Genomic DNA, 12,650 nt, shown 5'->3' with positions numbered 1-12,650 from the left:
TGACACGGCGGCGGCTGAATCCGCGGTAGTGACTCGCCGCCTCTTCGGAACTCTCTGCGGACTCGTCTTCCTCGTCAACTTCGGCCGCGTCGCGTTCCCGCCGCTCGTCGAGACGCTCCAGACGCAGTTCTCGGTCGGCCCGGCGACCATCGGCGTCGTGACGAGCCTCGTCTGGCTCGGGACCGCCATCCCGCGCATCCCCGTCGGCTACCTCCTCACGCGCGTCTCGCGGTCGAAGGTCGTCCTCGGGTCGGGCACGCTCCTCGTCGCCGCCGCGGCGTTCACCGCGAGCGCGACGTCGGTGCTGACGCTCCAAATCGGCGCGTTCGGCCTCGGGCTCGCCTCGGGGGCGTACTTCGTCTCCGCGACCCCGCTCGTCGGCGAACTGTTCCCCGAGCGCGTCGGCCGCATGGTCGGCATCCACGGCGCGGCCAGTCAGGTCGCCGCCGTCGTCGCCGCGCCCGTCGTCGTGTTCATCCTCGCGTCGTACTCGTGGCGCGAGACGTTCTGGGTGCTGGCGGTCGCCGGCGCGCTCGTGACGCTCCTCCTCTACGCCGTCTCCCGCGACGGGAGCGCGGGGGCCGGCACGGGCGCGGACCGCGATTTCTCCGCCGCGCTCGGCCACTGGAAGCTCATTCTCACGGGCATCCTCCTCATCGCGCCCGCGGGGTTCGTCTGGCAGGGGCTTTTCAACTTCCTCGTGTCGTACATGACGCAGGCGAAGGCGTTCGACCCCGCCGCGGCGAGCACGATGCTCACCATCGTCTTCGCGGCGGGCGTCCCCGCGTTCTCGCTTTCGGGCCGCCTCGCCGACAAGCTCCCGCACGTCCCGTACATCTTCGGCCTACTCGTCGCCTTCATCGGCGCGCTCGTCGCCCTGACGTACGCCCAGGGCTTCGTCGCCGTCGCCGTCGTCGTCGCGGTGCTCGGCTACGTCGTCCACAGCCTGTTTCCCGCGCTCGACACGTTCATGCTCTCGTCGTTGCCGAGCGACGCCCGCGGGAGCGCCTACGCCGTCTTCAGCGGCGCGGCGCTCCTCTTGGAGGCCAACGGGAGCGGCGCGGTCGGCTTCCTGACCGAGGCGAACTACGCCTTCGAGGCCGTCTTCCGAACGCTCGCCGGGGGACTCGCGGTGTTCGTCGCCGCGCTCGCCGTCCTCTACGCGCTGAACCGACTGCCCGGCGTCGACCGCGCCGAGCCGTCGAGCGCCTGACAGCCGAAACGATTTACTTCTCCCTCCAGAAATATCACCCACGTGTCAGAGTTGCGACCGTCCGACGGAGCCGTCGATGCGAGCGGTGAGGCCGACCCTCGGGTTCACTGGCTCGACGACGACGAGACGGCGCGACTCCTCGGGAGCCTCTCCTGTGACACCGCCCGCGACCTGCTTTCGTGTCTGCAGGAGTCGCCCGCGACGGCGACCGAACTCTCGAAGCGGGTCGACACCTCCGTCCAGAACGCCCGTCACCACCTCGGAAACCTCATCGACGCCGACCTCGTCCGCGTCGCCGACACCCGCTACTCCGAGAAGGGCCGCGAGATGAAGGTGTACGCCGCCGCCGCGCCGTTCGTCGTCTGCGTCGGCGGCGACGCCGACGACCGCGAGGCCTTCGCCGAGGTCATCTCCGCGTTCCTCGAATAGCTCGGCGCGCCCCGCCCCATTCCTCCTCGCCCCGGCGCGAACGTTCAAGTGCGACGCCGCGGCCACTCACCGACACCCCTATGGCCGTCGCAACTGGACCACAGAGCGTGACCTGGCAGGAGGTGTTCGGCCACCCGGAGGCGTACCCGGAGCAGGCCGACGGAATCGAGACCGCGATACAGACCGCCCGCGACGACGGCTTCGCCGTCGTGGAGGGCGCGTGCGGGACCGGCAAGACGATGCTCGCGCTCACCGCCGGCATCGACCTCGTCCGCGACCCCGACTCCGACTACGAGCGCGTCTTCGTCCTCACGAGCGTCAAGCAACAGCTCCGGCAGTTCGAGGCCGACCTCCGAACCATAAACGAGAACCTCCCGACCGACTGGAAGCCCGTCTCGGGGCTCACGCTCGTCGGCAAGTCCGACGTGTGTCCCTACAGCCGCGAGGGCTGTGGCGGCATCGACGACGCGACCGTCTACGACCGCTGTGAGGCGCTCCGCGACCGGACCCGCGGGCTCGTCGGCGACGGCGGCCGGACCAGCGCCGAGGCGCTCGCCACGGACGCCCGCGAGCAACAGACCGGCCTCCTCGACACCGGCTCGACGGCCGCGGGGCCGGACTACCTCGAAACCGCGGGCGACCCGACGCCGTACCCGACGTCGATGCCGGAGTACGAGGACGTGGAGTACTGCCCCTTTTATGCGAACTTCCTCGCGGACCTCCCCGAGGACGGCGACCCAATCGAGGCCGTCCCCTTCGAGTTCGACGAGAAGGGACTCATCGGGACCGAGGACCTCGTCTCGCTGGCCGCGGGCGCGGGGTCGTGTCCCCACTCCGTGATGGGCGCGCTGTTGCCCCACGTCGAGGTCGTCGTCGGCAACTACTACCACGCGTTCGACCCGACGACCGTCGGCACCTTCACCGGCGCGCTCGTCGACGACTCGACGTTCGTCATCTGCGACGAGGCGCACATGCTCGAACCCCGCGTCCGCGACCTCGTCTCCGTCGGCGTCGGCGACCGGACGCTCCGCGACGCCGAAAGCGAGTTCACGCGCGTCATCCAGCCCGTGAAGTTCGACGACGCCGGCAAGTCCACCGTCGACGCCGACCTCGTCCGCGGGGAGCTACAGGAGGCCGACGTGACGCTCCGCGAACTGGAGGAGACCCGGGACTTCATCCGCGACCTCCGGGAGGAACTCGACCGGCGCGTGACCGCCCACCTCGACCGCGAGTACGTCGGCTGGCGCGCCGACCTCACCGAACTCGAAGACGAGGAGCTCCCGCTTCGAGACCCCGAGGAGCCCGGCGTCGACGAACTCACCGAGTGGGCCGAAGAGAGCGGCCACGACGAGGGGACGTGGGTCCGCGCCGAGGCGACCGGGTCGGCGGTCGCCCGCATCCTCGACTCGGTGGAGGACGACGACAAGCGCCGGGCCGCGCCCGCGGCGGGGCGGGCGCTTTCGACGTGGGCCTACGCGGACCACGAAAAGCACTTCCGCGAAATCGAATTCGAACGGACGTGGGACGAGATGGAGCCGCCGGAGTCGTGGCGGCGCGCGTACAACGCCCGGCTGTCGGTCCACAACTGCGTCCCCGGCGAGGCCATCGCGGAGCGCCTCGGCGACTTCGGCGGCGGCGTCCTCATGAGCGCGACGCTCGAACCAATCGACGTGTTCCGGCGCGTGACCGGCCTCGACGCCCTCGCCGACGACGGCCGCCCGGTGGCAGAGCGGACGTTCGGCCTCGGCTTCCCCGAGTCGAACCGCGCGAGCTTCGCCGTCGACGTGCCGAAGTTCACCCACAGCAACCGCGGGCCGCCCGGCGAGGAAAACGAGACGCGGCTCGCGTACACCGACGCCGCGGTCGAGGTGTGCGAGCGGTCGCCGGGGAACGTCCTCGTCGGGATGCCGAACTACGCCGAGGCCGAGTGGATGGCCGGCGCGCTCGAAGCCCGCGTCGGCAAGCCCGTCCTCCTCGACGAGTCGTCCGACGACGGGGCCACCGAGCGACTCAAGCGCGACTTCTTCGGCGGCGAGGGGAAGGTGCTCGTGACGAGTCTCCGCGGCACGCTCACCGAGGGCGTCGACTACAGCGGCGACAAGCTCTCGGCCGCCGTCGTCTGCGGCGTCCCGCTCATCAACACGTCGTCGCCGCGGACCCGCGCGGTAAAGACCGCCTACGACCGCGAGTTCGGAGACGGGTTCGAGACCGCGCTCACGGTGCCCGCGGTCAGAAAGGCGCGACAGGCCATCGGGCGCGTCATCCGCGGCACCGACGAGGTCGGCGTCCGCGTCTTCGTCGACGCTCGGTACGCCCGCGACTCGTGGAACGGCGTCCGCGACTACCTGCCGGCACAGGAGCGCGAGGAGTTCAGACCCGTCAGTCCGGACATGCTCGGCTTCGGCCTCGACCAGTTCTGGTCGTCGGTCGAGTAGTCGCGGCCGGAGTTGGGTCGGGTCAGGTCGGGTGGAATCGCGTCCTGCGAATCGGCCGTCAGAAAGCGGCTACCGCTCGTCGTCCCACGCGTCCCGGCAGTCGTCGTCGCAGAAGTGCCGCGCCTGCAAAGCGTCGTCTTCGACCCACGTGACGACGTGGTGCGTCGGGCTGTTCACAATCGGTTCCCCGCACGTCGCGCAGGTCGGGGCGTCTTCTGGGTCTACGTTTTCTTCCAAATCGGACGTGGGATCGACCATTGACACCCAGATGGCGGTTCCGGGCACTTCAACCCGTCTCCGCCGGCAGAAGTCGCCCGACGGCGCGGCCGACGCCGCGAAACTGTGGAATCCACGCCTTCGCGTCGGCGAGCGCGGCTATGTATCACTCCGTACTCCCACTTGGTGCAACGTTTTGTAACCTCCGGATATTGTCAATGCCTACCACACTTAGTGAAGGTTATGTAATCACGGTCGCGTTTGTCTACGTGACGGCGAATGTCCGAACTGCCCGCATCTCAGAACTCGGTTGCAGGGACCGCTGACCGCGCCGGCGCGGATACCACCGGGGAACGCTTCCTCCATAGCGTCGTCGTCTCCTATCGAGGGAGCCCGGACCAGGTCACCGTCTACCCCCGACGCGACAGCTGTTGCGACCGGATGGAGGCGTGGTTGACCGCCGACGCCGACGCGTTCGTCTCGCTCGACGAGATGTGCTGAGTCGCCGACGCCGACGCGGTCGCCGCGCCGCCGACGAGAGCCTCCGCCGCCGCTAGCCCCCTCCGACGCCGCGTCGCGTCAGCCGACGAACTCGGCGTCGGACAGCGTCTTTTGTACCGCCTCTTCGCCCACCGCCGCCGCCAGCGCCTCGAAGCCGGCGCGCTCGGCGCGGTCGCCGGCGTTCGCCACCAGCCGCGAGACGATGAACTCCGGCGTGGACTTGCCGACCGTCCCGAACCGCGGCTGGTAGTCCACGCGCAGTTCCAGCTCGTCGGTCAGCCCCTCGGCGAAGATGCCGTCGATGCGGGCCTCCGGCGGGAGCGGGCTCAGCTCGTCCGCGAGGTGCGTGACGTAGACGCCGAAGGCGTCGCGCTCGACGGTGAGGTTCACCAGTCCGTTGAGCAGGTCGGCCGCGCGACCCGGCTCGGTGATGGCCTCGAACTCGTCGACGAGCATCAGCGTCCGCCCGTCGCCCGAAAGCGGCGGGACGATGGACTTGAGCGTCGATTCGAGCACGCCCGCGTTGAAACTCGCGTGCCGGCGGTGGAACACGACCGAGTCGAACCGACCGACGACCGCCGACTCGGCGGGGACGGGAAGCCCCATCGACGCGAGGATGGCGACCTGCGAGAGCGTCTCCAAGAGCGTCGTCTTCCCGCCGCTGTTGGCCCCCGTGAGGACCGACACGCGGTCGCCGACCGGCGGTGTCGACCCGGCGGGACACGCGAGTTCGTGGTCGCCGACGGCGTAGGAGACGGGCTGTGGGTCGTCGAGAAAGAGGTTCCGCGCGCCGCAGACCGCCAGCCCGGTCTCGGCGATGTCCGGCGGCGTCAGGTCGTACTCGTCGGCGAACCGCGCGAGCGACAGCGACAGCGCCACCTCGTCGACGGCCTCGACCGCGAGGTCCACGTCGTCGCGGGCCGCCCAGATTCGGTCGCGTAACTCCTCGGCGACGGTCTCCTCGCGGGCGGCGACGTCGGCTTCGAGGTCCTCGACGAGCGCCCGGAGCGACGCGCTCACGAAGTCGGTCGCGTCGCGGGCGTCCTCGGCGGCGACCGACTCGACCTCGCCGCGCGAGAGGTCGGTCTCCTGGGCGACGTACTGGACGAACGCGGCTCGGAAGTCGTCCAGCGAGCGGACGCCCCGCGACTGGATGGTTTCGAGCACGTCGAACGAGCCGGATCGGAGTTCGTTCGCGGTGTCGAGCCGGCTCCGCAGGCTGTCGAGGCGCTCGTCGGCACCCGCCGCGACCGAGCCGTCGTTGTCGACGTAGCCGAGCGCCCCGAGCGCGTCGCGGAGGGCGTCGGGGTCTGCCTCCGCCAGCGCGTCGAACGGCTCGCCGCGGAGTCCGGCCTCCCGGAGTTCGAGCGCGGCGCGGACGGCGGCGCGCTCGGTCTCGCCGGCCTCGTCGTAGTCGCGGAACGCCGCCTCGATAGCGTCGCGGGCGTCGCCGTCGAGGTCGGCCCACGCCTCCCGCGCCGCGAGGATGCGGTCGAGGCGGTCGCGCCGGGCCTCGACGCCCGGAAGCGGCGTCAACACGCGGATTCGGTCGGCGGCGTGTTCGGTCAGCGCGCGGTCGCTCGCCAGCGACAGCAGGTCGTCGTACACGTTCCGTGCGTCGCGGGTCGCAAGCGCGTCGATACCGGCCTGCCCGTCGGCCCGGCGGAGAATTCTGACCGCCCGCCCGCGGGTGACGCCGGCGTCGACGAGCGCCCGCACGTCGGCCGACTCGATGGCGGCGACCGCCCCCTCCCTGCCGAGCGCCGATTCCAGTCGGTCCGAGGTCTTCGGACCGACGCCCCAGTAGTCTTCGAGTCGCATACCGAGGGCGTCTCACCGGGCGCTCTTAGGTCCACCCGTCGGCCGGTGCCGCCGCTGTTCGAGGGAGACCGCGGAGAGAAATCAGTACGACGTGGCGCGCTGGTCGGTGTCAGTGCCGGCCGTCTCGTCGGACCGGAGCAGGCGTCGGCCGGGCACCGCCTCCGCGTCGCGGTCGAGGTCGCGGGCCGCACAGACCGCGAGCACGGCCGTGAGCGTCCGGACGGCGCGCTCGTGGTCGGCGCGGCAGTCCCGGAGGGCCATCGGGCTGATTCCCAGTCGGTTGTACGGTTCGAGGTCGGCGCTCGTGACGACCCCGCTGTCGCGGTAGTCTGTGGCGATTTCCACGAGGAGCGAGTGGACGTGGATGAGTTCGTTTTTCTTCATGAGTTGCACATATGTGCTCATCGGGCGTAAATGGCGCGGTGAGGCGTCCTTTCGGTCTTGTATCTGCCTCCGCTAGAAATGAATGTACGAGTCGGGGACACGAACGAAACACCCGTCGCTCGTCGGTCGATTTCGCGGAAAGGGAGTTGGGGTTTGGGCAGGGACACGTCCCCTGGGCGGAGAGGGGGTGGGTTGTCGATTCCGCCGTGGGGGCGTGCGGGCACGACGAGTGACCCGGGCAGGTCACTGTGGCCACATAGTGGAATGGAACGGTCAGTAGTAATTCACGGCCCTACGTGGTTAGGGAAGAGCCGGCCCGACCGAGAAACGCACAAGTCGGTGGGGGTTAGAGTCGGGGTATGCACGCACGACGGGACGCCGATTCGCGGGGGGGTCGAGAGGGATGACCGACGGGTCTCGGCGGTCGGTCGGCGAGCCGTCGGCGACCGAGCGCGAACTGCGCCAGCGGCTCGACATCCTCGCGACGTTCAACGAGGTCGTCGCTGACGTGAACGAGACGATCGTCGACGCCGCCGGGCGCGCGGACATCGAACGGCAGGTCTGCGAGCGACTCGTCCAGACCGGGGAACTCCGGTTCGCGTGGGTCGGCGTCGTCGACGAGACGACGGGCGACGTGGAGCCGACCGCGTGGGCCGGCGTCGAGGACGGCTACCTCGACGAGATTTCCGTGTCGGTGTCGGCGGACAGCCCCGCGGGAAACGGCCCAGTCGGGCGGGCGGTCCGGTCGAACGCGGTGCAGGCGACACACAGCATCGCCGACGACCCGGCGTTCGGGCCGTTCCGCGAGCCGGCGCTCGAACGCGGCTACCGGTCGGCGGCGTCGGTCCCGCTGGTCTACGACGACGCGCGCTACGGCGTGCTCACGATGTACGCCGAACACGAGCGGGCGTTCACCCCGGAGCTCGACGAGCCGATTTGGAACCTCGGACACGCCGTCGCCCACGGCATCGACACTCACGTCCGCCGGGAGCGCGAGCGCGAGCTCGAACGCCGCGAGCAGGCGTTTTCGCGCATCGTCGAGAACATCGAGGAGTACGCGCTGTTCCGCCTCGACGCCTCGGGGCGCGTCGAGAGCTGGAACCGCGGCGCGGCGGCCATCAAGGGCTACGACACCGAAGAGATACTCGGAGAGCACATCGAGACGTTCTACACCGACGAGGACGCCGAAGACGGCCTGCCCGACCGCCTCCTCGACCGGGCGCGCACCGAGGGCCGGGTCGAAGACGAGGGCTGGCGCGTCCGGGCCGACGGCACCCGCTTTTGGGCGTCTGTCACCATCACCGCTCTGACCGACGACGCCGGCGAGGTCATCGGCTTCGCCAAGGTGACACGCGACATGACCGACCGGAAGCGCCGCGAACGGCAACTGGACGCGGTGTTCAACAGCACCTTCCAGTACATCGGGCTGGTCGACCCCGACGGGACGGTCCTCCGGGTGAACGACGCCGCGCTCGACCTCGTCGACGCCGACCGCGACGACGTCATCGGACTGCGAGCGTGGGAGACGCCGTGGTGGCGCGACGACGACGAACGCGTCGCCGACCTCCGGGACTCGCTGGACCGCGCGGTCGACGGAGCGTTCGTCCGCCACGAGGTCGAAATCGACCGCGAGAACACCGACCGGACGGTCGTCATCGACTTCTCCGTCACGCCGGTCGACGACGACGAGGGCGAGGTGTCGTTTCTGGTCCTCGAAGGCCACGACATCACCGCCCGCAAGGAGCGAGAGCGGGCGCTCCGCCGCGAACAGGAGCGACTGGAGTTCGTCAACCGCATCATCCGCCACAACCTCCTGAACGGGCTGAACGTGGTCGGCGCGCGGGCGGACATCGTCGAGGACTTCGTGAGCGACGCGGGGCTGACGCACCTCGAAACGATACAGGGACGCGTCCGCGAGATGACCGAGCTGGTGGGGACGATGCGGACGTTCATGAAGGTCATCGTCGAGCGCGAGTCCCACGAGTTCCGCCCGCGCCGAATCGACGAGGCGGTCGGCCACGGCGTGGAGTCGCTCCGGCGGGAGTCCGACGCCGCGAGCGTCGCGGTCGGGCGACTGCCGGAGATTTCGGTCGTCGCCGACGACCTGCTGGACGAGGTCGTCGAGCACCTGCTGAAAAACGCCGTCCAGCACAACGACAAGCCGGACCCCGCGGTCGAAGTCGAGGTGGCCGCCGGCGACGACGCGGTCGAACTCCGCGTCTCCGACAACGGGCCGGGCGTCCCCGACGAGGAGAAACACCGCATCGTCGACCAGCGCATCGAGGACCTGTCGAACCCGGGCAACGGCTTCGGCCTGTTTCTGGTCCGCGAAATCGTCGAGAGCTACGGCGGCTCGGTCGGAATCGAGGACAACGACCGCGGCGGGGCGACGTTCGTCGTCACGCTCCCGCGGGCGTGAGGTCGGTCCCGCGCGCCGCTCGCCTTCCGCTCTGTTCTCCCCGCCTTCGGACGGGGGTACCCCGCCCGTCGGAGACCGCCGACTCGGGTCGCCGTACCGCCTAAATTCCACCTTCTTCGATGGGCAGATATATTACCGTTCGCCGTCACTGTGTGTTCGATACGATGGTCACCGAACGCTCGGCGCGCGAGAGCCCCGAACTTCGGGCCGCCGAGCAGGTCGTCCTCGTGGTCGACGACGACGAGGACCTCGCGGACACCTGCCGGTACTGGCTCGACGGCGAGCGGTTCGCCGTCGAGACCGCCTACGGCGGAAAAGAGGCTCTCGGTCGACTGGACGACACCGTCGACGTCGTCCTCCTCGACCGCCGGATGCCGAACGTCACGGGCGACGACGTGCTCGAAGAGATTCGCGAGCGCGGCCTCGACTGCCGCGTGGCGATGATGACCGCGGTCGAGCCCGACACCGACATCGTCGACATGCCGTTCGACGCCTATCTCGTCAAGCCCGTCTCGGAGACGGAGGTCAAAGAGACGGTCGAGGAACTGCTCGTGCGGTCGGGGTTCGACTCCGAGGTCCGCGAGTACTTCGCGCTCGAATCCACCGAGGCGGCGCTCGACAGCCGCGACGTCGAGGAGCTCCGCGAGCCGGAGGCGCTTTCGGACCTCCGAAGTCGCCTGGAGGCGGTGCGGACCGAACACGAGGAGGCGATTCGCAACCGCGAGGCCCAGCTCGACCGCCTGAACCGGACCAACGAGCTCCTCCGCGACGTCGACCGGGCGCTCATCGACGCGCGCACCCGCGACGAAATCGAACAGACCGTCTGCGAGACGGTCGCGAGCGCCCACGAGGCCGCGTTCGTCCTCAGGCGCACCGCCGCCGGCACGCTCCGGTGTACCGCGGCGGCCGGTCACGGCCTCGACCCCGCGGGCGTCGACGTAGATTTCGTCGACGAGGCGTTCGACATCGACGGCATGGTCGAAGACGGCTTCGCCTTCGACGACATCTCCGAGGCGCACCGCGCGGCCGTGTTCGGCGACGACGCCGCCGCCCTCGACGCGGTGTCGGCGCTCTGTGTCGCCATCGACTACCGCGAGACGATGTACGGCGCGCTCGTCGTCTACGACGAGACCGACGGCTTCGACGACGAGTCCGCCGCGCTGTTTTCCGACCTCGGGGCGACCGTCGGCAACGGCATCAGCGCGGCTCAGAGCAAACAGCTTCTCAACGGCGACAGCATCGTCGAACTGGAGTTTCAGGTCGGCGGCGACGCCGGCGACACCGGCGTGCTCGCCGGGCTCTCGGCGACGCTCGACTGCCAGCTTTCGCTCGACAGCGCGAGCCGCCTCGACGACGGTCTCACCTGCTTCGTCAGCGTCGCGGGCGCGTCGGGGGCGGACGCCGTCGAGGCCGCCGTCGACGCCGACGACGTCTCGCAGGCCCGCGTCGTCTCCGACGGCGGCGAGGAGTCGGTCGTCGAACTCCGCACCGACGCCGAGGCGGTGCTTTCGACCGCTATCGACCACGGCGCGGGCGTCGAGCGGTTGACACTCTCGGAGGGGTCTGGGACCCTCGCGCTCCACGTCGCGGCCGACGCCGACCACGGCGCGCTGGTAGAGGCGGTGACGACGGCCGCACCGGGCGTCTCGGTCGTCGCAAAGCGCGAGGCCGAGCGGTCCGTCCAGTCACCGGACTCCTTCCGGCGGGCGCTCGACTCGAAGCTGACCGACCGACAGCGGACGGTCCTCGAAACGTCGCTCGTCTCCGGGTACTTCGAGTGGCCCCGCGGGAGCACGGCCGAGGAGGTCGCCGACTCGCTCGGTATCTCGCCGCCGACGCTCCACGAACATCTCCGGACGGCGGAGCGAAAGCTCATCGAGACGTACTTCGACGAGCTGAGTCCCGCGCCGGCGGACGACTGAGGGACGCGGATACGGCGGGAGAACGGTTACTCGAGTTTCGCTTCTGGCGCGTCGCCGACGAGACGAGCGGCGGCGTCGAAGACATCGCGTTTAGTGACCGGCTTCGTGAGGACGTCGTCGACGGGGAGCGCGGTCAGTTCGTCGCCGGGCGAGGCGCTGAGCATGACGACGCCGAACGACGACGGGTCGACCCGGCGGCGGAGTTCTTCGAGGACGGACTCGCCGGAGAGACCGGGGAGGTTGCGGTCGAGAAAGACGAGGTCGACGTCGTCGTCGAACGCCTGAAGCGCCTCGCGCCCGGAGTAGGCGACCCGGACGCGGTAGCGGCGTTCGAGCCACAGCGCGAGGCTGTCGGCGAGGGCGGCCTCGTCGTCGACGAGGAGGACGGTCGGCGTGTCGTCAGTGTGAGTCTGTGTCATGGCTCGGGCCGTGGTTACGTCGTCGCGGGCGTGGTCGTCCGGAGTCGGACGCGGGAGGAGGTCGGCCGCCGGTCGGGAGCGCCGCTCACGCGTCGTTCATGCGCTGGGACTGCGTGTCTCCACAGCGCGTACAGCGCGTGACGCGGTAGGGTTCGCGGGAGAACTGACGGTTCTCGCGTTTCCGGCTCTCGGTCTTGATTTCGATGGAGACGTCGTGAGGCGTCCGCGACTCACACGACGGGCACTCTTCGACGAACTCGTTGTTTCGGGGACTGCTTTTACTCTTCGACATAGAGTGGTCGTAGCAGTAGCTATGGACTGTATGCGGTTGAATACGGAACCTAATCGATTTGGGACGCGCGAACCAATCGAGGGGCGACGGCCGCTCGTCGACCGAACGAACTCACTCTGCGGGGACGATTTTCTCGTCGTACTTGTCGCGGAACTCCTGGATGAGCGTGCCCATCTGGGCGTACCAGTCGTTGAGCATGCGTTGCATGTCGTCCGCGACCTCGTTGGGGTCGGTCGGGTGGTAGACGTGGTAGTAGCCGCCGTGTTCGTAGTTGACCTGTTCCTTCTGGATGAGCCCCGCCTGCAACAGACGCTGGATGGAGCGGTAGGCGGTCGAGCGCTCGCGTTCGACCGCGTCGGCGACCTCGTCGACGGTGAGGTGTTCCTCGGTCTCGACGAGCACCTCGAAACACCGCCGGTCGAGTTGTTTCAGTCCGTGGAGACACTCGAGGAGCCCCTCACACTCCATGTCCGATTGCAGGTATTCGACCATCGAGCTAGCCATTATCGGTTCGGGCTACGTGGTCAGCCCTCAAAAGGGTTTGTATAGTTTGCACAACACCGGGGGAGAAACGGCGGCCCGGTGTCGCGGATTCGTGT

The 12,650-nt window shown here is 69.3% G+C and carries 12 protein-coding genes; 6 read left to right on the top strand and 6 right to left on the bottom strand.

The features are described from left to right. Positions 1-28 precede the first annotated feature (28 nt). From C441_RS03655 to C441_RS03645, 3 genes are all read left to right on the top strand, one after another. Positions 29-1,213: an MFS transporter gene (locus tag C441_RS03655; protein ID WP_007273840.1), complete on the top strand. Its 1,185-nt coding sequence runs from the start codon at positions 29-31 to the stop codon at positions 1,211-1,213. Positions 1,214-1,255: 42 nt separating this feature from the next. Beyond that, entirely contained in the window at positions 1,256-1,642 is a 387-nt protein-coding gene (locus tag C441_RS03650) for an ArsR/SmtB family transcription factor (RefSeq protein WP_049917733.1), read from the top strand. Between the two features lie 80 nt (positions 1,643-1,722). Next, positions 1,723-4,077 (top strand): ATP-dependent DNA helicase, encoded by a 2,355-nt coding sequence (locus C441_RS03645; RefSeq protein ID WP_049920403.1) that lies wholly within the window; start codon positions 1,723-1,725, stop codon positions 4,075-4,077. 69 nt (positions 4,078-4,146) lie between these two features. On the opposite strand, the gene C441_RS03640 is transcribed toward C441_RS03645, so the two are convergent. After that, entirely contained in the window at positions 4,147-4,335 is a 189-nt protein-coding gene (locus C441_RS03640; RefSeq protein WP_049920409.1) for a DUF7576 family protein, read from the bottom strand. A 237-nt stretch (positions 4,336-4,572) separates the two neighbouring features. Here C441_RS03640 and C441_RS03635 point away from each other — a divergent pair, with 237 nt between their 5' ends. Continuing rightward, a complete protein-coding gene (locus tag C441_RS03635; protein ID WP_049917734.1) occupies positions 4,573-4,794 on the top strand; it encodes a DUF7511 domain-containing protein in 222 nt (73 codons plus the stop codon). A gap of 78 nt (positions 4,795-4,872) precedes the next feature. Here the strand turns inward: C441_RS03635 and C441_RS03630 are convergent, their stop codons facing one another. Both C441_RS03630 and C441_RS03625 read right to left on the bottom strand, forming a co-directional pair. Next, positions 4,873-6,615 (bottom strand): DNA mismatch repair protein MutS, encoded by a 1,743-nt coding sequence (locus C441_RS03630; protein WP_007273837.1) that lies wholly within the window; start codon positions 6,613-6,615, stop codon positions 4,873-4,875. An 81-nt stretch (positions 6,616-6,696) separates the two neighbouring features. Continuing rightward, positions 6,697-6,999: a UPF0058 family protein gene (locus tag C441_RS03625; RefSeq protein ID WP_007273836.1), complete on the bottom strand. Its 303-nt coding sequence runs from the start codon at positions 6,997-6,999 to the stop codon at positions 6,697-6,699. A gap of 403 nt (positions 7,000-7,402) precedes the next feature. Between C441_RS03625 and C441_RS03620 the strand changes: the two genes are divergently transcribed. Together C441_RS03620 and C441_RS03615 are read left to right on the top strand one after the other, a co-directional pair. Further along, positions 7,403-9,418 carry a PAS domain S-box protein gene (locus C441_RS03620; RefSeq protein WP_007273835.1) on the top strand — a complete coding sequence of 672 codons (2,016 nt, stop codon included), beginning with the start codon at positions 7,403-7,405 and terminating at the stop codon, positions 9,416-9,418. Positions 9,419-9,582: 164 nt separating this feature from the next. Next, on the top strand, positions 9,583-11,340 hold the full coding sequence (locus tag C441_RS03615) for a bacterio-opsin activator domain-containing protein (RefSeq protein ID WP_007273834.1): 1,758 nt from the start codon (positions 9,583-9,585) through the stop codon (positions 11,338-11,340). A gap of 26 nt (positions 11,341-11,366) precedes the next feature. Here the strand turns inward: C441_RS03615 and C441_RS03610 are convergent, their stop codons facing one another. From C441_RS03610 to C441_RS03600, 3 genes are all read right to left on the bottom strand, one after another. Beyond that, positions 11,367-11,759: a response regulator transcription factor gene (locus tag C441_RS03610; protein ID WP_004968132.1), complete on the bottom strand. Its 393-nt coding sequence runs from the start codon at positions 11,757-11,759 to the stop codon at positions 11,367-11,369. Positions 11,760-11,844: 85 nt separating this feature from the next. Beyond that, complete coding sequence (locus tag C441_RS03605) at positions 11,845-12,051, bottom strand: DUF7835 family putative zinc beta-ribbon protein (protein ID WP_004968133.1); 207 nt, start codon at positions 12,049-12,051, stop codon at positions 11,845-11,847. A gap of 111 nt (positions 12,052-12,162) precedes the next feature. Then, positions 12,163-12,543: a helix-turn-helix domain-containing protein gene (locus C441_RS03600; protein ID WP_004968134.1), complete on the bottom strand. Its 381-nt coding sequence runs from the start codon at positions 12,541-12,543 to the stop codon at positions 12,163-12,165. Between the last annotated feature and the right edge of the window lie 107 nt (positions 12,544-12,650).

It is taken from the genome of Haloferax sulfurifontis ATCC BAA-897 (assembly GCF_000337835.1).
Classification (GTDB): Archaea; Halobacteriota; Halobacteria; order Halobacteriales; family Haloferacaceae; genus Haloferax; species Haloferax denitrificans.
This window is presented reverse-complemented; position numbering and strand designations above follow the sequence as displayed.